We start from the raw sequence: 21,417 nt of genomic DNA, 5'->3' as shown, positions 1-21,417 counted from the left end.
GCCGGCGTGTGTGCCGGCCGGGCCCCTCGCCGTCCGCATCGGGGGCGTCCGCCTCGGGAGCCCTCCGTTTCAGGGTGATGGTTGGTGCCGGGTGCCCCCGTGCAACCGGATCGCGTGTTGCATGGCCTTGCGGGCGCGCGGGGTGTCCCGGGCGTCGTGGTAGGCGACGGCGAGACGGAACCAGGTCCGCCAGTCGTCGGGGGCGGCTTCCGTCTCGGCCTTGCGCCGGGCGAAGACCTCGTCGGCGGAGTCGCGGTCGATCCGGCCACCGGGGGTGCGCTTGAGCTCGTCGACGGGCAGGCCGCCCTCGGCGTCGAGTTCTGCGGCGAGCCGGTTGGCGCGGCGGACGAACTGGGTGTTCTTCCACAGGAACCAGACGCCGATGACCGGCAGGATCAGCACCGCCACGCCGAAGGTGACGGTCAGGACCGTGCCGGACTGGATGAGCATGACGCCACGGGTGCCGACCAGGAGGAAGTAGACGACCAGGACGGCGGCCGTGAGGGCGTAGGAGAGCTTTGCGCGCATGACGGTCGGGGCTCAGTTCAGGTCGAGGAAGTGTTCCAGGCCGAAGGTCAGGCCCGGGGTCGTCACCACACGGCGGGCACCCAGCAGGATGCCCGGCATGAAGCTGCTGTGGTGCAGGGAGTCGTGCCGGACGGTGAGGGTCTCGCCCTCGCCGCCCAGCAGGACCTCCTGGTGGGCGAGCAGGCCGCGCAGGCGGACGGCGTGGACGGGCACGCCGTCGACGTCCGCGCCGCGGGCGCCGTCCAGGGCCGTGACCGTGGCGTCCGGCGCCGGGGCGGAGCCGGCCCTGCGGCGGGCCTCGGCGATCAGCTGGGCGGTGCGGGTGGCGGTGCCGGAGGGGGCGTCCACCTTGTTCGGGTGGTGCAGCTCGACGACCTCGACGGACTCGAAGTACGGGGCCGCGAGCTGCGCGAACTTCATCGTCAGCACGGCGCCGATGGAGAAGTTCGGCGCGATGAGCACGCCCGTCTCCGGCGATTCGGCGAGCCAGCCCTCGAGCTGCGCGAGGCGCTCGTCGGTCCAGCCGGTGGTGCCGACCACGGCGTGGATGCCGTGCCGTACGCAGTATTCGAGGTTGTCCATGACCGAGGCCGGGGTGGTCAGCTCGACGACGACCTGGGCGCCGGTCTCGGCCAGCGTCTCCAGCTTGTCGCCGCGGCTCAGGGCCGCCACCAGTTCCATGTCCTCGGCGGCCTCGACCGCCCGAACCGCCTCGGACCCGATCCGGCCCTTGGCGCCGAGGACCGCCACGCGCAGCTTGCTCATCTGTTGCTTCCTTACCGAGGGTGCTTTCCGGAGATGATCACTGGTGGTGATCACTGGTGGTGATCACTGAGGGGTGACGCACCGGGGGCGCTCACCTAGAGGTGGTCCGACCGGTGGTGACCGAAGGGTCTGCCGAGGTCCTGCGGGATGCCGGGGTCAGGCCACGGCGTCGTGCAGACGGGTCGCCTGTTTGTCCTTCAGCGGGCCGATGACCGACAGCGACGGACGCCGTCCCAGGACGTCACGGGCCACCGAGCGCACCTCGTCCGGGGTGACCTCCGCGATCCGGGTCAGCATGTCGTCGACGGACATCTGCTCGCCCCAGCACAGCTCACTCTTGCCGATGCGGTTCATGAGCGCGCCGGTGTCCTCCAGGCCGAGGACGGTGGAGCCCTTCAGCTGGCCGATGGCGCGGCCGATCTCCTCGTCGGACAGCCCGTGCTCGGCTACGTGGTCGAGCTCGTCGCGGCAGATCTTCAGCACGTCGTGCACCTGGCTGGGCCGGCATCCGGCGTACACCCCGAACAGGCCGCAGTCGGCGAAGCCGGAGGTGTACGAGTAGACGCTGTAGGCCAGGCCGCGCTTCTCGCGGACCTCCTGGAAGAGCCGCGAGGACATCCCGCCGCCGAGGGCGGTGTTCAGGACGCCCAGGGCCCAGCGGCGGTCGTCGGTGCGCGAGAGGCCGGGCATGCCGAGGACGACGTGCGCCTGCTCGGTCTTGCGGCCGATCAGTTCGACGCGGCCCGCGGTGCGGATCGCGCGCCGGCCGTCACGCGGGGCGATGGGGGCGGCGTCGAGGTCCTTGAGGGCGCCCGCCTTCTCGAAGGCGGCGCGCACCTGGCGTACGACCTTGTTGTGGTCGATGTTGCCGGCGGCGGCGACCACGAGGTGGGTGGGGTCGTAGTGCTTCTTGTAGAAGCGGCGGATGCGGTCGGCGGTGAGGGCGTTGACGGTGTCGACCGTGCCGAGGACCGGGCGGCCGAGGGGGTTGTCGCCGAACATCGTGTGCGCGAACAGGTCGTGCACGCAGTCGCCCGGGTCGTCCTCGGTCATCGCGATCTCCTCGAGGATCGCGCCGCGCTCGACGTCGACGTCCTCCTCCAGGATCAGGGAGCCGGTCAGCATGTCGCAGACGACGTCGATGGCGAGCGGCAGGTCGGCGTCGAGCACGCGCGCGTAGTAGCACGTGTACTCCTTCGCCGTGAACGCGTTCATCTCGCCGCCGACCGCGTCGAGGGCGGAGGAGATGTCCAGGGCCGACCTGCGGGCGGTGCCCTTGAAGAGCAGGTGTTCCAGGTAGTGCGTGGCGCCGTTGAGGGACGGGGTCTCGTCACGGGAGCCGACGTGCGCCCAGATGCCGAAGGTCGCGGAGCGGACCGAGGGCAGGGTCTCGGTGACGATGCGCAGGCCGCCCGGGAGGGTGGTCTTGCGGACCGTGCCGATGCCGTTCTCGCCCTTGATCAGCGTTTGGGTACGGGCGACGGCCCGCGCCTCCGAAGAGGTGCGGGCCGTCGCCTTGGAGCTACGGGACGTCACTGCTCGGCGTCGTCCTTCTTGTCGTCGTCGGCTTCTTCGCCCTCGATCACGGGGATGAGGGAGAGCTTGCCGCGGGAGTCGATCTCGGCGATCTCGACCTGGACCTTCTGGCCCACGCCGACGACGTCCTCGACGTTCTCCACGCGCTTGCCGCCGGCCAGCTTGCGGATCTGCGAGATGTGCAGCAGACCGTCCTTGCCGGGCAGCAGGGAGACGAACGCGCCGAAGGTGGTCGTCTTGACGACCGTGCCCAGGTAGCGCTCGCCGACCTCGGGCATCGTCGGGTTGGCGATGCCGTTGATCGTGGTGCGGGCGGCCTCGGCGGAGGGGCCGTCGGCGGCGCCGATGTAGATGGTGCCGTCGTCCTCGATCGTGATCTCGGCGCCGGTGTCCTCCTGGATCTGGTTGATCATCTTGCCCTTGGGGCCGATGACCTCGCCGATCTTGTCGACCGGGATCTTCACGGTGATGATCCGCGGCGCGTTCGGGGACATCTCGTCCGGCGTGTCGATCGCTTCCATCATCACGTCGAGGATGTGGAGGCGGGCGTCACGGGCCTGCTTGAGGGCGGCGCCCAGGACGGAGGCGGGGATGCCGTCCAGCTTGGTGTCGAGCTGGAGGGCGGTGACGAACTCCTTGGTGCCGGCGACCTTGAAGTCCATGTCGCCGAAGGCGTCCTCCGCACCGAGGATGTCGGTGAGGGTGACGTAGTGCGTCTCGCCGTCGATCTCCTGGGAGATCAGGCCCATGGCGATACCGGCGACGGGGGCCTTCAGCGGCACACCGGCGTTCAGCAGCGACATGGTGGACGCGCAGACCGAGCCCATGGACGTCGATCCGTTGGAGCTCAGCGCCTCGGAGACCTGGCGGATCGCGTAGGGGAACTCCTCGCGCGTCGGCAGGACCGGCACGAGGGCGCGCTCGGCGAGGGCGCCGTGGCCGATCTCGCGGCGCTTCGGGGAGCCGACGCGGCCGGTCTCGCCGGTGGAGTACGGCGGGAAGTTGTAGTTGTGCATGTAGCGCTTGCGGGTCACCGGGGAGAGGGTGTCCAGCTGCTGCTCCATGCGGAGCATGTTGAGGGTGGTGACGCCCAGGATCTGGGTCTCGCCACGCTCGAACACCGCGGAGCCGTGCACGCGCGGGATGGCCTCGACCTCGGCGGCCAGGGTGCGGATGTCGGTGACACCGCGGCCGTCGATGCGCTTCTTCTCCTTGATGACGCGCTCACGGACCAGGGTCTTGGTCAGCGAGCGGTACGCGGCGGAGATCTCCTTCTCGCGGCCCTCGAACTCCGGCAGGAGCTTCTCGGCGGCGAGGGACTTCACGCGGTCCAGCTCGGTCTCGCGCTCCTGCTTGCCCGCGATGGTCAGCGCGGAGGCGAGCTCCGGCTTGACGGCGGCGGTCAGCGCCTCCAGGACGTCGTCCTGGTAGTCGAGGAAGATCGGGAACTCGCCGGTCGGCTTGGCGGCCTTCGCGGCGAGGTCGGCCTGGGCCTTGCACAGGACCTTGATGAAGGGCTTCGCGGCGTCCAGACCGGCGGCGACGACCTCCTCGGTCGGCGCCTCGGCGCCGCCCTCGACCAGCTTGATGGTCTTCTCGGTGGCCTCGGCCTCGACCATCATGATCGCGACGTCGCCGTCCTCCAGGACACGGCCCGCGACGACCATGTCGAAGACGGCGTCCTCGAGCTCGGTGTGCGTCGGGAACGCGACCCACTGGCCGTTGATCAGCGCGACGCGGACGCCGCCGATCGGGCCGGAGAAGGGCAGACCGGCCAGCTGCGTGGACGCGGACGCGGCGTTGATCGCGACGACGTCGTACAGGTGGTCGGGGTTGAGCGCCATGATGGTGGCGACGACCTGGATCTCGTTGCGCAGGCCCTTCTTGAAGGACGGGCGCAGCGGGCGGTCGATGAGGCGGCAGGTGAGGATGGCGTCCTCGGAGGGACGGCCCTCACGGCGGAAGAAGCTGCCGGGGATCTTGCCGGCGGCGTACATCCGCTCCTCGACGTCCACCGTCAGGGGGAAGAAGTCGAGCTGGTCCTTGGGGTTCTTGGAGGCGGTCGTGGCCGACAGCACCATGGTGTCGTCGTCCAGGTACGCCACGGCGGAGCCGGCGGCCTGCTTGGCCAGGCGGCCGGTCTCGAAGCGGATGGTGCGGGTGCCGAAGGAGCCGTTGTCGATGACGGCCTCGGCGTAGTGGGTCTCGTTCTCCACTAGCGTTTTCTCCGTTACTTGTCGTCTTTCGTCCCTCGGCTGCCCGTGTGGCAGGGGGACGGTGGCGGAGAAGCGCTCCGTGCGGTGCGGGCCGGTCTTCGATCGAAGCACCCGGGGCTCGCTTCCCCCCGGGGGCCACTACCGAGGACCGGCGGCGGCTAGGTGCGCTCCTCCTCGTTCTGGTGTCGTGCGTGGTGTCGTGCGTGGTACTGCGTGATGGTGCGTGGTGTGATGTGCGTTGTGCTACCACACTACAAAGCGTGAGTGACACTCCGCACGTTTCCGTACGTACAGCAAAGGGAGCGGCCCCCGATCGTCACGGGAACCGCTCCCTTCACGGCGTCTTACTTGGCGCCCGCCGCACCGCGGCGGATGCCGAGGCGGTCGACCAGCGCACGGAAGCGCTGGATGTCCTTCTTCGCCAGGTACTGCAGCAGCCGGCGGCGCTGACCGACCAGGATCAGCAGGCCACGGCGGGAGTGGTGGTCGTGCTTGTGGGTCTTGAGGTGCTCGGTCAGGTCGGAGATCCGACGGGACAGCAGAGCGACCTGGACCTCGGGGGAGCCGGTGTCGCCCTCCTTGGTACCGAACTCGGAGATGATCTGCTTCTTCACTGCGGCGTCGAGCGACACGTGTACTCCTCGAAGATGTGTGGATGCCCACCGAGTGCCCCCGGTCTGCGTCTCGGGGGTGCTTCCGTTACTCGGGAGGCGGGATCCGCTGGGCGCGGCCTCCGGAGCAGGCGCTCCAGGGGTGCGTACACAAACGGCCGTCACCCACAGTACCAGCAGGCCGGGACCGCTCCGGCACCGGTCGCCGAACCGGGTGGGCGGCACGGGCGCTGCCACTAGGGTGGCGGGTTGGATCATCCGTGCGTCGGGAAGGGGTCGCCGCGCCATGGCGGACGAAACGAACGAGGACGTCAGGGCCCGCAAGGAACGGGAGCGGGACGAGCTGTACGCGCTCGACATCTCCGGGGTGGAGTGGCAGTGCGCGCCGGGTACGGAGGAGCAGGAGGAGCGCGTGGAGATCGCGTACCTGCCGGGCGGGGCCGTGGCGATGCGGTCGTCGCTCGACCCGGACACCGTGCTGCGGTACACGGAGGCGGAGTGGCGGGCGTTCGTGCTGGGAGCCCGGGACGGGGAGTTCGATCTCGAGCCGGCGCCGCACAATGGGGGGCTGGACGTGTAGGAGGGCCGGGCCGGTAGGGCGGTGGGGGTGGATCCGCAGGCCATCCACCCCCACCGCCTTGCGGCTGCTGCTCCCTCGTCCGTACGACTGTTGCTCCCTCGTCCTTGCGACTGTTGCTCCCGCGTCCTTGCGGCTGCTGCTCCCTCGTCTCCGCGACTGTTGCTTCCTCGTCGTTACGGCTACTGCTTCTTCGTGGCCTGGCTCTCGATGCCGAGGACGAGACAGATCCACCTCGACTGGTCCGCGGCCGGGCCGGTGGCGGATCTGACGCCGAAGAAGAGGCGGCCGTTCTGGACGATGACGTCGTTGAAGTCGATCGTGGTGAAAGTCTCGGCTTCGACCGTCAGCTGGAAGTAGAAGTACGGGGTCTCCTCGCCGGTCTCCGGGTCGAGGCTGACGAGCGCGGTGGGCGACAGCCGGTCCTGGCTCTCACGCAGGGCGAGGAGCTGATCGCCGCTCGTTCGCACGGGGATCAGCAGCGTGCTGGTGCCGGACTCGAACTTCCGCGTGGTGTCGCCGGTCGTCAGGTCGAAGCCGATGATCCAGTTGGAGACGGCCTTGTCCCCCATGTCCTTGCTGCGCACGAACACCTGGCCGGCGCCCACGGCGATGGTCGGACAGTCGTCGATCACGAGGTAGTCGCTGCTGTACGAGCACTCCCCCAGATACGTGCCGTTCCGGAGGCTGATGGTGGCACGGTTCTTGCCGTCGGCGTCCAGCGAGAGCAGCTCGGTGAAGCCGGTGTCCCCCGCGGAGACGGCGAGGACGACCGGATCGGTGGACGGGACCGCGACCTCGCGCACGCCCTTCGCCGCCGAATAGGTCCACAGGGTGCGCCCCGTGGCCGGGTCCACCTTGCGCACCTTGTACGTGATGAACTCCCAGGAGTCGACGGGCAGGCTCTCGTCGTCGCTCCAGCACTCCTCGCGGACCAGGAGCGCGCCCCCGCCGGCGGCGCCCCCGTCGTGGCAGGCGCCGGTGTTCGACGTGCTCCACCGCTTCGTGCCGTGGTCCATGGAGTAGGCGACGGTGCCGCGTCCCCACGTCACGGCGACGGTGTCGTGCGTCAGGGTCACGCTCGGCGGGTCCTGGAGCGCGGCGTAGCGGGGAGTGCCCGTGGTTCTCCCGCCGGCAGCGACGGGGAAGTCGTGCGACCAGATCTTGCGGCCGTCGTCGAGGTCGAAGAAGGCGACGTGGTCGCAGAAGGCCTCCTCGTCGGTGCTCGCGCGGTACAGCACGGCGGTGCGGTTCTCGTTGGTGACGTGGCGGGTGTAGCCGCAGATCGGGCCGTCGAGGGCCAGCTTCCACCTCTCGTCCCCGGGTGAGGCGTCGGTGCCGAGGCGGAAGCCGACGAGCGTCTTGTTGATGCCCTTGGCGAGGATCTTGTCCGTGGCCCACATGCCGGGCATCTCGTAGCTCTCCCCGGGGCTCATGTCGTCCACGGAGAGACGGAAGGCCATCACACCGTTGGGACTGGCCGGCGGTTCCTCGACGGTCGCGCGGACGTCGAGCCGGCCGGAGCCGGCGGCGGCCTTCGCCTGGTCCGGTGCGGTGTCGTCGTCACCGTGCCAGAGGAGCCAGCCACCGGTCCCCAGGCCCGCGATCAAGGCGACGGCGAGCACGATCGCCAGCAGTTTGCGGCGGCGTTTGCGCTCGCGGGTCTCCGCGGTCAGGGCGGACTGGGTGTAGACGGAGGGGGGTGGGCCGAAGCTCACACGGAGGTCCTTTGCCTGAAGTTCCTGTACCGGGGGCGGGTCTCGTACCGGAAGTACCGGAAGTACCGGAAGTACCGGAAGTACCGGAAGTACCGGGGGCGTGTGCGGAAGTGCCGGTGGCGGGTCTCGTATTGGAAGCGTGTCCCGGGAAATCCCCAGCCGAAATCCCCAGCCGAAGTGCCTAGCCGACCAATCCCTAGCCGACCATGGAGCGCGCGGCGGTCAGGGCTCCGACCGTCGCGAGGCACAGCGGGACGAGGGTGAGCAGGACGGTGCCCTCGGCGAGATCGAGGAAGCGGCCCCAGAACGGGGACAGGCCCTTCTTCGGGATGATCAGACCGACCGCGGTGATCAGCGCGGTCCCGACGGCGATCGCGGCCGTCAGCCACGCGGTGCGCAGGTCGAGTGCGCCGCTGTCGCCGCGCAGGACGAACTCGGTCACCGCTTCGGCGGGAGGGTTGAGCGCGAGGCCCACCAGCAGCAGGGCGATCGCCGCCATTCCGGCGCCGAGGACACAGACCACCTGGGCCGTGTAGCGGAAGAGACGGGCTCGTACGAGCATGGCCAGACCGGTCGTCAGCGCCAGGAGCTGTGCCCAGACGTTGTCCGAGAAACCGAGGACCGCGGCGACGGCGACCACGACGGCGGCCGTACCGCCCACCAGCCCCAGCAGCATCTCGTGGCCGCGCCGGGCCTGGGCGGCGATGCCTTCGGCGTCCAGGGGCTCGGTGTCCGCCGACTGGGAGGAGTCGAGGTCGAAGGTGTCCTGGGCGGCGGAGCGGGGGGACGCGTAGCCGATGGGCAGGCGGGCGAACCGCGCGGAGAGCCCGGGAAGGAAGGCGACCAGGCCGATCGCGGCCGGGGCGCACACCGATGCGGTGGCGGTGGCCGACGCCTCGGTCAGGATCATCACGAACGTGGCGAGCGCGCCCGCGGCCGACAGGAAGGTCGCCGCCACGAACGGGGCGTCCCCGCTGGGGGTGAGCGCGACCAGGGTGACCGAGGCGATCAGTACGGTCACGCAGCCCAGCAGGAACTGGAGCCGGCCCGGCCCCTGCCCCGCGTCCGGGGCGACGATTCCGGACCCCGCGAGCATCAGGAGCACCAGCGCGCCGAGCCCCAGGGCGACCGCCGACCAGCGGTCGTCGTAGACACGCGCGCGGACGCTCGCGAAGGCGGTCAGCAGCACTCCTAGGCCGCCCGCGATGACGCCGGCCAGGCCGTGCATGTCGTGACGCACGGGGTCGGAGGACCAGAGGACGAAACCGAGCAGGAGCAGGAGCAGGGAGCTCCCGGTCAGGCCGGCGGAGCGCAGCAGGTCGTCGCTCCACAGGTGCCGGTCACGGGCGACGGCCGACGCGACCGCGTCCGACACGTCGTCATGGACGGCGGGAGGCAGCGATTCCCCGAACGGCCTCAGGGCGAGCACCTCGCCGTCGAGGACCCGTGCGTCGGCGAGCGTGCGGGCACCGTCGAGCACCCGGCCGTCGCGGCGCACCAGGTGATACCCGGTCGGGGTGCCGGCCGGCTGGGTCTGGCCCGTCATCCGCAGGATCTCCGGGTAGACGTCGGCTACGGCGATGTCCACCGGAAGCGCTACGTCGATACGGCTGTCCGGCGCTACGACGGTGACTCGGCAGAAGCCTGTCGCCGCGGTCGTACTCACCTTCACTGTCCCCCTGCTTCGCGGATGCGTACGCTGCGGGCGTCACCCTACCGGCCACCGTGTCAGAGGTGACAAGTAGGATCGGGCGAGTGCGGAGGGCAGCCGTCACCACGGGGGTGCCGGTAGGCAACGACTCGTCCGCACAGGGGGATTGATGCTCCGGTGAGCCAGGTCGTCATCAAGCGCCCACCGCGCACGCTGCCGCCCGAAGTGCCCGCGGATGAGCTGCAATTGGAGACTCCTCCCGAACTGCCGCGGGGGCAGCAGGAGGGCGTGCTCATGCAGGTCCTGCCGACACTCGGCATGGGCTCGTCCGTCGTGTTCTACTTCGCGTCTCCGAACGCCCATCCGTTCATGCGGATCATGGGTGTGGTGATGCTGGTCTCGACCGCCGCGATGGTGGTCGCGCAGATCGTCCGGTATCGCCGCGGTACGCAGGGGCAAATGGCCGATGTGCGCCGCGACTACCTCAGGTACCTCGCGCAGACGCGCCGTACGGTCCGCAAGACCGCCCTCAAGCAGCGCGACGCCCAGTTGTATCTGCACCCCGCGCCGGAACAGTTGTGGGCGCTGGTGGCCGAGGGCGGCCGGGTGTGGGAACGCCGGGTCGGGGACGGCGACTTCGGGCAGGTCAGGATCGGCCTGGGCCCGCAGCAGCTGGCCACCCCCCTGGTCGCGCCGCACACCGCGCCGGTCGACGAGCTGGAGCCGCTGTGTGCCGGCGCCATGCAGCGTTTCCTGGCCGTGCACGGCCAGTTGGACGGGTTGCCGGTGGCGTTGTCGCTGCGCGCCTTCTACCACATGACGGTGTCCGGTGACGCGCACGGCACCCAGTCCACCGCCCGTGCGCTGGTGGCCCAGGCCGTCTCGCTCCACTCCCCCGACGACCTCGTGGTGGCGGTGGTGGCCGCGCCCGGCGCCGTCGCCCGCTGGGACTGGACGAAGTGGCTGCCGCACTGCCAGGTGCCGGGCCAGTTCGACGGTTCCGGCACGCGCCGGCTGTTCGGTGACGATCTCGGGGAACTGGAACAGCTGCTGACGTCCCGTCTGGACGGCCGGCCGCGTTTCAGCCGCGACGGCCAGCCCGTGCTGGACCAGCCGCACATCCTCGTGGTCCTCGACGGCGGCATCGTCCCTCCGACCTCCGCGTTCGCCGCGGCCGAGGGTCTCCAGGGCGTGACGATCGTGGAGGTCGTCTCCGGTGACCTCGACCAGCCGCGCGGTGACCTGTCGATCGTCGTACGCCCCGAGCGGCTGTGGCTGGACTCCGGGGGCGGAACCGCCTACGAGGGCGTACCGGACTCGCTGTCGCTGCCCGCCGCCGAGGCGCTCGCGCGGCAGTTGGCTCCGCTGCGCATGGGCAGCGGCGGGGACGACGACGAGCCGTTGCTCGCCAACCTGGACTTCACCGATCTGCTGGGGCTCGGTGACGCCGCCTCGGTGGACGTGGCCCGCACCTGGCGGCCGCGTTCGACGCCGGAGCGCCTGCGGGTCCCGATCGGCGTCGGCGAGGACGGCCAGCCCGTGATGCTGGACCTGAAGGAGGCCGCCCAGGACGGCATGGGCCCGCACGGCCTGTGCGTGGGCGCCACCGGTTCCGGCAAGTCGGAGCTGCTGCGCACGCTCGTGCTGGGCCTCGCGGTCACGCACTCCTCCGAGACGCTGAACTTCGTCCTCGCGGACTTCAAGGGCGGCGCGACCTTCGCCGGCATGTCGCAGATGCCGCACGTCGCCGCCGTGATCACCAACCTCTCCGACGATCTGACGCTCGTCGACCGCATGGGCGACGCGATCCGCGGTGAGCTGCAGCGCCGGCAGGAGCTGCTGCGGGCGGCCGGCAACTACGCCAACATCCACGACTACGAGAAGGCGCGGGCCGCCGGTGCGCCGCTGGAGCCGCTGGCCTCCCTCGTCCTCGTGATCGACGAGTTCAGCGAGCTGCTCACGGCGAAGCCGGACTTCATCGACATGTTCATCCAGATCGGCCGTATCGGCCGTTCGCTGGGCGTGCACCTGCTGCTGGCGTCGCAGCGTCTGGAGGAGGGCCGGCTGCGGGGCCTCGACACCTATCTGTCGTACCGGATCGGTCTGCGCACGTTCTCGGCCGCCGAGTCGCGTGCGGCCCTTGGGGTGCCGGACGCCTACCACCTGCCCTCGATTCCCGGCTCCGGCTACCTGAAGTTCGGTACGGACGAGATGGTCCGCTTCAAGGCGGCCTATGTGTCGGGCACGTACCGCGCGGGCGCTCCGGAGGTCACCCAGGGCAGGATGCCGATCGAGCGCCGGCCAGCCGTGTTCACGGCGACGCCGGTCCCGGTGGTGTACGCCGCTCCGGATCCCGCGCAGCCCCAGCCGGCCACCCGGCAGGACGACGACGCGCTGGCCGACACCGTGCTCGACGTCATCGTCCAGCGGCTGGAGGGCCAGGGCGTTCCGGCCCACCAGGTATGGCTGCCCCCGCTGGACCAGGCGCCCACTCTGGACCAGCTGCTGCCGGCCCTTTCGGTCTCCGGTCAGCGCGGCCTGCAGCCGCCGGAGTACGCGCGCCCCGGTGGTCTGGCGGTCCCGCTCGGCCTCATCGACAAGCCGTTCGAGCAGAAGCGCGAGGTGCTGTACGCGGACTTCTCCGGCGCTGCCGGCCACATGCTGGTCGTGGGTGGTCCGCAGTCCGGCAAGTCGACGCTGCTGCGCTCCCTCGTCGCCTCCTTCGCGCTCACGCACACCCCGCACGAGGTGCAGTTCTACTGCCTGGACTTCGGCGGTGGCGGACTGACCTCGGTGGCCGACCTGCCGCACGTCGGCGGCGTGGCCTCGCGGCTGGACCCGGAACGCGTGCGGCGTACCGTCGCGGAGGTGGCCGGCATCCTCAACCGCCGCGAGCAGTTCTTCCGCACCCACGGCATCGACTCCATCGGCACCTACCGACGGCGCCGCGCGGCCGGTGAACTGCCCGGCGAGGCATGGGGGGACGTCTTCCTCGTCATCGACGGCTGGGGCAGCTTCAAGAACGACTACGAGGGCCTCGACGGCGTCGTCACCGACCTCGCGGGCCGCGGCCTGGGGTACGGCGTCCACGTCGTGCTCTCCGCGTCGCGGTACATGGAGGTGCGGGCGGTCCTCAAGGACCAGGTGCTCGGCCGACTGGAGCTGCGTCTCGGCGACGCGATGGACTCCGAGTTCGACCGCAAGGTCGCGCAGAACGTGCCGACGGGGGTGCCCGGTCGTGGCCAGGTCCCGCAGAAGCTGCACTTCATGTCGGCGCTTCCGCGCATCGACGGGTCGTCGGCGGCCGCGGACCTCACGGACGCCACGGCACAGCTCGTGCAGGCCGTGAAGGGCAACTGGCAGGGACCGGCGGCACCGACCGTACGTCTCCTGCCCCGCAAGCTGCCCGCCGACCGCCTGCCCAAGGGGCAGGAGTTCCCGCAGCACGGCATCGCGATCGGTATCGACGAGGCGAACCTGGAACCGGTCTTCGTCGACCTCGACACCGATCCGTTCTTCCTCGTCTTCGGTGAGAGCGAGTCGGGCAAGACCAACCTGCTGCGCCTGATCGCGAAGCAGATCGTGGAGCGCTACACGCCGGCCGAGGCCCGGATCGTGGTCGGTGACTACCGGCGCACCATGCTGGAGTCGGTTCCGGAGTCGCACCTCCTGGAGTACGCCCCGATGGCCTCGGCGATGCAGGTCCACATGGACGCCGTGCGGCAGTTCATGGAGATGCGCACGCCCAAGCCCGACATCACACCGCAGCAGCTTCGTGATCGCAGCTGGTGGACCGGCCCGCAGCTGTTCGTCATCATCGACGACTACGAACTGGTCGCCACCAGCTCCGGCAATCCGCTGTCGCAGCTCGTGGAACATCTGCCGTTCGCGCGGGACGTGGGCATCAAGTTCATCATCGCCCGCAGCGCGGCCGGTGCCTCGCGCGCCATGTACGAGTCCTTCATGCAGCGCGTCAAGGAACTCGGCGCACAGGGCGTCGTGTTGTCCGGCGACCCGAGCGAGGGCGACGTCCTCGGCAACGTCCGGGGCCGGCCGATGCCGCCGGGCCGCGGCGTGTTCGTGTCCCGCAAGCGCGGTACGTCGCTTATCCAGGTGGGCTTGCTTCCGCAACGCCATTAGAGTGATGCGGCGAGTCCTGTCCCGTCTTGACTGGACGGACTCGCCTTGAGTGAACGGGGAGGCTGCTGAGGTGAGTGAGAACGGGGGCGGCGCCGAGGGAAATGGCGCGCCGGACACAGGCAAGTCGTTCGACACCCTGTACAACGTCAACCCTCAGATGGCGCTGGACATCCAGCACGGCGCCATGGAGGACTTCAAGAAGCGCGTCGACGAGCTGCTCATCGAGCTCGACAAGTCCGAGGCGGCACCGGGCAAGGTCGGCCAGGACCGTCTGTCCCGCGCCCAGCTGGGCTCCGCCGACTTCAAGGAAGCACAGTTCCTCTACGACTCCTACGCCATCGTGCACGACGAGTTGGAGAACCTCTCCAAGGCGCTCAACGCACAGATCGAGGGCATGGGGCTGGCCGTGCACGCCTCGCGCGTGGGCTACGAGAACCTGGACACGGACATCCAGGCGCGGATGAGGGCGGTCAACGCGGAGGCGGAGAAGTACTACGTGGCTGAACGGGATCCGTACGTCGAGCAGCGGACCACCGACACCCCGGCGTCCACGTCCACCGGCGAGGAGGGGCTGTAATGGCGGACCAGCCCAAGCGTGCCGAGCCGGCGCTCGCACGGACGGACTTCGAGTCCATGACGCACGAGCAGTTGGCCGCGATGATCGACGCCGCGAGCTCGGAGGGCGCGTCCCACCTCGCGGGCAAGCTGTCGAAGGCCGCGTCGACGATCACCAAGATCGGCGACGACCTGATGAAGCACGTCAAGGGACTCGAATGGCAGGGCGAGGGCGGTGACGCCTTCCGCGACTGGGGCGGCCAGACCGCCAGCGCCACGCTTCGCCTCGGTGAGTACGCCGAGGTGGCCTCACGGTGGATGGAGACGGTCTCGCAGGCCGTCGCCGAGGCCAAGGCGGCGATGCCGAAGGTCTCCGAGACGACCCAGGCCCAGGCCGACCTCGCCGACGCCAAGAGCACGATCACCGCGGCCAAGCAGCCGGGCGCCTCGAACGACCCCGACGCCCGGAAGCTGGCCCAGACCGCCCAGACGGACGCGACCGCGGCACAGGGCCGGATCGACGCCGCCCGCGCCGAGGCGATCCAGCAGATGCAGAGGCTTGCTCAGGCGTACGAGTACTCGGCTCAGCAGGTGAACAGTGTGGAGCCGCCTACGTTTTCGCCGCCGGCGGAGCACATGGATGCCAAAGAGTGGAAGGGCACCAAGGACGGTGTCCAATATGCATCCCTTGGTTCCTCAGGTGGGTCAGGAACATACACAGGGACTTCCACGGACGGGACTAGCGGGAACACCGCCAAAGCGCATGCCACCAATTCGTCGGGCGTCCACTCCACTGCAGTGACGGCCACTGCGGAACGCGATCACTCACAACCCGTTTCCATGGGGATCGACGGCACGACCACACTTCCACAGACCACGGTGCCCGCAACCACGGCCACAGGGCCACAGACCGGTGCGCTTCGTCCGGAAACCGTGTCGCCCTCACAGCCAGCCCCTGTTCCTCCTCTTTACAGCGGTAGCGCAGGGGGATCAGGACCTGCGTCGTCCGGGCGCCTTCCGGCAGCCACGCGATCTTCCGTGGTGCCAGGTCAGGGCACTGGCAAGGGGGGCATGGCGCGTCTGCCACGGGAGACCGGCATCGTGGGAGGTCGCCCGGTGACACCCACTTCCAGCCGCCCGACCGGCAGCATCCCGCGTGGCACAGTCATCGGTGGCAGCGGCACTCAGGGCCGAACGCCGATGATGCGCGGCATGTCTCCGGGGTCGCCAGGCGGAGGCAACGCCGGCGGTCAGGCAGGCGTGACAGGCGGACGACGACTCGCCTCGGAGACCGGTGGTGTCGTGGGCAGCCGCCCGGGTCAACCGGGTCGCACCGGTACCCGCGCGTTCACGCCTGGTGGGTCAGGACTCGTACGCTCCTCCAACTCCGCCGGTTCGGCTCACGGTCCGAACGGGCGCCCTGGAGCAACAGCTGCCCCAGGCCGGTCCTCGGCCAAGGGCAGGGATGAGCAGCGGGACCGTCGGCCGGACTACCTGGTCGAAGAGGAAGAGACCTGGACCCCCGGCAATCGCCGTGTACTTCCGCCGGTCGTCGACTGATCCCGCTCACGTTCCCCTACTGGAAGGCATATGCGAACCAGCAGTAAGCGCACACTACGACCTGTCCCGGCGGTGTCGGCGGCTCTGGGCCTACTGCTGGTGGGCATCGCTGCGACTCCCGCCCATGCCGAGTCGGTCCGGGCAAGGCAGTGGTACCTCGACGCCATGCAGGCCGACGAGATGTGGAAAGTCAGTACCGGCCGTGGCATCACGGTGTCGGTCATCGACTCAGGAGTCGATGACACGTTGGCTGACCTCAAGGGTCAAGTTCTGGACGGCAAGGATTACTCGGACCAATCAGGCGACGAGCACACTGATCTCGCCAATCACGGCACAGGTATCGCCGGCCTCATTGCAGCCACCGGCGCACGAGGAGCCGAAGACGGTACCTTCGGGCTCGCTCCAGACGCCAAGATCCTTCCCATCCGGATGCGCTACGCGACAGAGGATTTCGGTCAGGTCGATAACAAAGCCGAATACTCCCGCGTTCTCACCCAAGCGATCCGCTACGCAGCGGACACCGAGGCACAGATCATCAACATCTCGATGAGTAGTTCCAACGCGCCGGGCACCAAGAACGTCGGGACGCCTGAACTCGCATCAGCTGTGAAGTACGCCTTGGACAAGGGCAAGTTGATCTTCGCCGCTGTCGGGAACAGCGGAAACACATCGAACTTGCCTCAGTATCCGGCATCGACGCCCGGCGTTGTCGGAGTCGGCTCGATCAACGAAGACATTGAGCGCAGCACATTCTCACAGCGAGGGGCGGAGGTGGACGTCACGGCCCCCGGTGAGAACATGCTCCACGCCTGCGTGGGTGGGACACAGGTATGCCAAGGCGAGGGAACCAGTGACGCCACAGCGATCGCTTCGGCGTCTGCCGCCCTCATCTGGGCCAAGCACCCCACCTGGACCAACAACCAGGTCCTCCGGGTCCTCATCAACACGATGAAGGGCAACGAGGACAGCTGGACCCGCAACGACGACTTCGGCTACGGCGTGGTCCGGCCCCGGGTCGCCCTGACGGACCCCGGCGATCCCGGCGCGGCCGACGAGTACCCGCTTCCGGATCTGGCGGCGGCCACCTCAGCGTCTCCGTCCCCCGCAGCGTCCCAGTCCACGGGCTCGGCGAAGGACGACAGCAAGGCGGAGGACGAGTCGGCGTCCGCGGCGGCTGGCACCGGTGACGGCGGAGGCTCGCCACTGTGGATCGCCCTGGGAATCGGAGCCGCCGCTCTCCTCGGTGCCGCGGTTGCCGTCCCGATGGTGCGCGCCCGCAGACGGCAGACCGCTCAACCGACCATCGCTGCCGTTCCGCCCGCACATCCCCCGTACATGCCCCAGCAGCAGCCGTACCCGCCGTTCGGGCATCCGCAAGGTCATATCGCCGGCCCGCCGCCCTCTGATGGAACGGCCGACCCGGGCCGCCCGTCGGCACGCTGAGCGGCGAACTACCAGTTGCCGGTGACAACGCGAAGGAAACGACGTGTCGTTCGATGAAATGTGGGGCCAGGCTCGTAGTTCGGCTGTGGCTCGCCAGGAGAGCAGCATGCAGCTCAATCAGCTGGCTGCGGACGGCGGTGGGGGCGGTGGAGCAACCGGCGGCAGCGACTACACAGTGACGTCTCCCGACCTCAAAGCCGTTGGAAACGACGCCCAGGAACTGTTCCACCTCTTCCAAGTGGACGCCTTCCACGCGGGCGCGCAGACCGACAAGGCGGCGAAGGACCTGGACGGAGACGGCTTCCTGACGGGCTCGGCCCTGTCGACCGCGTGGGACACGTGGCGGTCCCAGGCGGAGGCGTTGCTCAGCGCCTGTGCCCACATTCACAATCATCTTGAGGACACCGTCGTCACACACGTGAAGCACGAGGAACTCCTCGTCACCAACCTCTCCGTACAGCAGATCGACAAGCACTTCAAGTGAGGCAGCAGTCATGGTGACCTTTGACCACCTTCTCCACGCCCACTTGAGCGGCCTCAAGGATGCGGTCGACGACTGGACGGAAACGGTCAAAAAGCTGGAGACTCTCGAGGAGTCAGCGAACAAGGGAATGCTCAAGAAGGCAGAGAAGGCCGATTGGGCGGGCGAGAACGCTGTCATCACTCTGCCCTTCGTGAAGAAGACAGCAAAGGAGTTCGGAGACGCCGCCAAGGAAGCGACGAGCATTCGGAACATCCTCCGCGATGCCCTGTCCGAGTTCAAGACGGCCAAGGCAGATCTGGCCAGGGTGGTCGAAGAGGCACCCGGCAAAGGGATCCGAATCGACCCGGACGGAGTCGTCAGTTACCAAGTCCACCCGGATCGCCGGAGCAAGGACTACGACGGACCCGAACCCAAGGAAGCCGATTTCGAGAAGGTGCGTGCTGACATCCAGGCGGCCCTCGACAAAGCAGCAGAGGCCGATGAAGTGGCCGCCCGTGCTCTGAGCACCCTGGTCGGCAAGGACAAGAACAACTTCTCCGGCACCGAGTACAAGTCGCTGGACGACGCCGAGAAGGCCCAGGAGATCGCAGACGCCAAGGAGTTTGTCGCGATCGCCAAGAAGGGGGCGGAGGCATCCGCCACGGAACTCGCCCACGCGAACGACCTGCTCGAACAGCACACAGGAGACAGGCTGTTCGCGGAGAAGGTCGCCACGGGAATGGGCGGTAAGGGGACCATGACCTTCTGGGCGTCGGTCGTGGACTCCCACCAGGGCAATCTGCCCAAGAACGAGCTCAAGACTCTCAAGAACCTTCAGAAGAACCTGAGCCTCACCTTGGCGGAGGCGTCGCACTCCAACAGCAAGGAGATGCAGCAGTGGAAGCGGGACATCATCGAACTCGGTGATCAGCAGTTCATCACCGACCCCACGAAGGACACGACAGGCCCCTACGGATTCCAACTCACCAGCAGTCTGATGCGCGAAGGTGAGTTCGACACCAAGTTCCTCAACGACTACGGCGACAAGCTGTACAACTTCGAGAAGAACTTGAATGCTCCTGAGCTGTGGGCCAGCGGCGGGCAGTACTATGACGCGCTGAACTTCGATGCCGCCAAGAATGACGACGGCAAGGACCCGATGACCGGATTCCTGGAAGCTCTCGGTCACAATCCGGAGGCATCGACGAAGTTCTTCGAGAACACGGAGCACTTCAACTACCTGACCGGCGTCGAGACAAAGAACGGACCCGAGCCGCGAATCTGGCCACAGGACAGCGCCGACTTCGTTTCGAACCCCGATCAGGAGAAGGAGCTTCCGGGCTTCGACTCCCTCGGACACGCGCTGGAAGCGGCCACCACCGGACACAACTACGAGGACGGCCCGTCGCCCGAGACCTCTGCCCACTCCAAGGAGCAGGCAGCGATCATGAATCGCATCGTAGGCACCATGTCGGAGCATCCTGAACTTGTTCGCGAAGGCATGGGAGACAGCTTCGGCCGGATCTCCGCCGAGTACATGTCGGACATCCACCGCGCTCTGGACCCGAACAAGGGGAGCCTGGAGTCGATGTTCCCGAACAGCGGAACAGACGCAGGTCTCAACGAACGAGACGTCACCCGATTCCTGCACACGGTCGGGCAGGACCCTGATGGTTACGCGGCCATCAACCTGGGCCAGCATCAGTACACGGCGAGCATCCTCGACTTCCATGCCCAGCACCCCGATGTGTACGTCAACAGCCTCACGGGCGACCGTCAAGAGGCCATGAACAGTGTCGTGACCAGCATCTCCAGGGACGCCGGAGAAATCGAGGGGATCATCGGCGCCGGCCGCGACTTCGCCCTCGAAGAGGGTGTCGTAGAAGACGACGAGGCTTACAACAAGGCCCTGGGTAAAGCCGGGACCTGGGCTGGTGGACTTGTCGGTATCGGCATCGGCATCGGCACCTCGCCTTGGGTGGGGCCGACAGGCATCGTCGCCGGCGGACTTCTCGGCACGGCGACCGGCGATATCCTCAACGGAATTGTTGCCGGCAATCAACGAGACGGGCTTCCCGACCAGATTTACCGCAACGGTGAGGACTGGGAGGCTCTCAAGAACGATACGGTCTACACAACGAAGCAGTCTCTCTCCGCCACTGCGCTGAGGGACAGCTCTGATCTCGGGTTGTTTGAGTCCACCGCCGCCACGGGCGTGGACGACGGTTTTGGACAGGCGCGAAACAACGTGGGGAAGTACATCGGGGGCGAAGCCTCCAGCACACTTCCACCAGGATGAGGGATTTCTTCCAGTGAAAACAAAACTGACTGCCGTGCACGTCGCCCTCGCCTCGGCACTGGCCGTTCTGGTCGGTGCCGGCGGTGGTTACCTCATCGCCGAAACCACGTCTGGCGACGCCGTCTCGGTCACATGGCAGAACTCCTGCCCCAACCTCGTCGAGAGCTCGGGCGCCGACGAGGCAGCCACTCGACTTGTAGGATCGGGGGATTCGGTCAGCTCACGATCATCGGATTCGTCCTCAATCGCCAGTTATACATCCTCATGTTTCGTTTACATCGGCAAGGAAGCCGCTCTGATTGCCACTGCGGAACTCGCTCAGGGCGGCGATGTCGAGACGTGGGAAGAGACACTGTCCGGCAATAAAGAGATCGGCTCCAAAAATGAGCGGCAGTATTTCACCGTCGGAGGTGAAGGCAAGGGTATTTCTGCGCCCAGTTCCGCCGCCATCTATCTGAAGTGCGCTCCTTCCGGATCGAAGATCACCGGCACCACCCTGAGCATCGTGGTCTCGTCCACCTCGAGCGAGGACTCGACATCACGCCGTTCCGATGTCGCAGAAGTCGCGGTTTCCTTCGCCAAGCATGCGCAGACGGGGGCCCACTGCTCGGACCCGATCACGATCCCTGACGGCGCACCGAACCTCTCCGCGAGTTAGAAGTGCCCAGTCAAGCCTTACGGGGGAAATTCCGCACATGACCGGCGCAGCCGTCTTCTTCTTCCTTGTCGCCGCCGTCTGCACAGCGTTGGCCCTGGTCGATCAACGCAAGCTGAACCGGCGTCTCGCAGCATGGCGCTACCGTAATCCGGGGGCGAATGCACCGTCGGACCGGGCCCTCGCATGGCAGCGGGTGGTGTTGTTCTCCGCAGCGGGTGTGATGGCGTTCCAGGGGTGCGATGTCGTCAATGCCTCCGACAAGAACTCGTGGAACCAGGAAGAGCTCCGTCAGGCAGTCAAGCAGGCTGCCTCCCGGCTCGAGGAAGAGCCTCATCTGGACGACCGGTACAGCGACTTCTCGTATCTGATCGAGAGTGAGGTCGGCGACGCCGGCAAGGGAGAGGGGCCGGCTTATGCCCTGGAAGTCGAGACTGCTGGTGCGGGATCGAACAAGTACACCATCACGGCAGACGGTGTGGACGAGTCCTTCTGTATGCGCATCTCCCAGGCGGAGTCCAGCGAGGGGGGATTGACCGTTCCCGGAGTCGGGGACCAGCCTGGCACGTTCGTGCCTGAATATGACCTCGAAGCCACGGTGGACGAGGGCAGCTGTTGATCAGGGCGCGGCATCACCAGCAGCGCGGGGAGGCGATGGGCGGCACCGCCTCCCCGCTGCGTCTCAGCCGGACACTTCGTG

16 protein-coding genes are annotated in these 21,417 nt (G+C 68.0%); 9 read left to right on the top strand and 7 right to left on the bottom strand.

What is annotated here, in order from left to right:
• Positions 1-69 precede the first annotated feature (69 nt).
• The 5 genes from ACFV9M_RS36185 to rpsO form a co-directional block, all read right to left on the bottom strand.
• Positions 70-528, bottom strand: a complete 459-nt coding sequence (locus ACFV9M_RS36185) for a hypothetical protein (RefSeq protein WP_385075068.1) — start codon at positions 526-528, stop codon at positions 70-72.
• A 12-nt stretch (positions 529-540) separates the two neighbouring features.
• The gene (dapB, locus tag ACFV9M_RS36180; protein WP_385075071.1) at positions 541-1,293 is read right to left on the bottom strand and encodes a 4-hydroxy-tetrahydrodipicolinate reductase; all 753 of its coding nucleotides are present in this window, start codon (positions 1,291-1,293) and stop codon (positions 541-543) included.
• Between the two features lie 156 nt (positions 1,294-1,449).
• A complete protein-coding gene (locus ACFV9M_RS36175; RefSeq protein WP_385075074.1) occupies positions 1,450-2,829 on the bottom strand; it encodes a M16 family metallopeptidase in 1,380 nt (459 codons plus the stop codon).
• Positions 2,826-5,045: a polyribonucleotide nucleotidyltransferase gene (locus ACFV9M_RS36170; protein ID WP_385075077.1), complete on the bottom strand. Its 2,220-nt coding sequence runs from the start codon at positions 5,043-5,045 to the stop codon at positions 2,826-2,828. The genes ACFV9M_RS36175 and ACFV9M_RS36170 overlap by 4 nt, the downstream gene beginning before the upstream one ends.
• Before the next feature lie 344 nt (positions 5,046-5,389).
• Positions 5,390-5,677 carry a 30S ribosomal protein S15 gene (gene rpsO, locus ACFV9M_RS36165; RefSeq protein WP_004924725.1) on the bottom strand — a complete coding sequence of 96 codons (288 nt, stop codon included), beginning with the start codon at positions 5,675-5,677 and terminating at the stop codon, positions 5,390-5,392.
• 265 nt (positions 5,678-5,942) lie between these two features.
• On the opposite strand from rpsO, the gene ACFV9M_RS36160 reads away from it, so the two are divergent.
• Positions 5,943-6,236: a DUF397 domain-containing protein gene (locus ACFV9M_RS36160; protein WP_385075079.1), complete on the top strand. Its 294-nt coding sequence runs from the start codon at positions 5,943-5,945 to the stop codon at positions 6,234-6,236.
• 179 nt (positions 6,237-6,415) lie between these two features.
• Here the strand turns inward: ACFV9M_RS36160 and ACFV9M_RS36155 are convergent, their stop codons facing one another.
• Together ACFV9M_RS36155 and eccD are read right to left on the bottom strand one after the other, a co-directional pair.
• Positions 6,416-7,951 carry a PQQ-binding-like beta-propeller repeat protein gene (locus tag ACFV9M_RS36155; protein ID WP_385075081.1) on the bottom strand — a complete coding sequence of 512 codons (1,536 nt, stop codon included), beginning with the start codon at positions 7,949-7,951 and terminating at the stop codon, positions 6,416-6,418.
• Positions 7,952-8,147: 196 nt separating this feature from the next.
• Positions 8,148-9,617 carry a type VII secretion integral membrane protein EccD gene (gene eccD, locus ACFV9M_RS36150; protein WP_385075084.1) on the bottom strand — a complete coding sequence of 490 codons (1,470 nt, stop codon included), beginning with the start codon at positions 9,615-9,617 and terminating at the stop codon, positions 8,148-8,150.
• Positions 9,618-9,779: 162 nt separating this feature from the next.
• On the opposite strand from eccD, the gene eccCa reads away from it, so the two are divergent.
• From eccCa to ACFV9M_RS36110, 8 genes are all read left to right on the top strand, one after another.
• Complete coding sequence (gene eccCa / locus ACFV9M_RS36145; RefSeq protein ID WP_385075087.1) at positions 9,780-13,742, top strand: type VII secretion protein EccCa; 3,963 nt, start codon at positions 9,780-9,782, stop codon at positions 13,740-13,742.
• 70 nt (positions 13,743-13,812) lie between these two features.
• Complete coding sequence (locus ACFV9M_RS36140; RefSeq protein ID WP_385075090.1) at positions 13,813-14,319, top strand: hypothetical protein; 507 nt, start codon at positions 13,813-13,815, stop codon at positions 14,317-14,319.
• Positions 14,319-15,857: a hypothetical protein gene (locus ACFV9M_RS36135; protein WP_385075093.1), complete on the top strand. Its 1,539-nt coding sequence runs from the start codon at positions 14,319-14,321 to the stop codon at positions 15,855-15,857. The genes ACFV9M_RS36140 and ACFV9M_RS36135 overlap by 1 nt, the downstream gene beginning before the upstream one ends.
• Positions 15,858-15,887: 30 nt before the next feature.
• The gene (mycP, locus tag ACFV9M_RS36130; protein ID WP_385075094.1) at positions 15,888-17,300 is read left to right on the top strand and encodes a type VII secretion-associated serine protease mycosin; all 1,413 of its coding nucleotides are present in this window, start codon (positions 15,888-15,890) and stop codon (positions 17,298-17,300) included.
• Between the two features lie 106 nt (positions 17,301-17,406).
• A complete protein-coding gene (locus tag ACFV9M_RS36125) occupies positions 17,407-17,784 on the top strand; it encodes a hypothetical protein (protein WP_385075097.1) in 378 nt (125 codons plus the stop codon).
• Between the two features lie 10 nt (positions 17,785-17,794).
• Positions 17,795-20,062: a hypothetical protein gene (locus ACFV9M_RS36120; RefSeq protein WP_385075099.1), complete on the top strand. Its 2,268-nt coding sequence runs from the start codon at positions 17,795-17,797 to the stop codon at positions 20,060-20,062.
• A 13-nt stretch (positions 20,063-20,075) separates the two neighbouring features.
• A complete protein-coding gene (locus tag ACFV9M_RS36115; protein ID WP_385075102.1) occupies positions 20,076-20,720 on the top strand; it encodes a hypothetical protein in 645 nt (214 codons plus the stop codon).
• 37 nt (positions 20,721-20,757) lie between these two features.
• Positions 20,758-21,336, top strand: coding sequence for a hypothetical protein (locus tag ACFV9M_RS36110; protein WP_385075105.1), 579 nt, complete (start codon positions 20,758-20,760; stop codon positions 21,334-21,336).
• The last annotated feature ends 81 nt before the right edge of the window (positions 21,337-21,417 follow it).

The organism is Streptomyces sp. NPDC059895, assembly GCF_042731035.1.
Lineage (GTDB): Bacteria > Actinomycetota > Actinomycetes > Streptomycetales > Streptomycetaceae > Streptomyces.
Note: the sequence above shows the minus strand (reverse complement) of the source record. Positions and strands in the feature narration are given on the sequence as shown.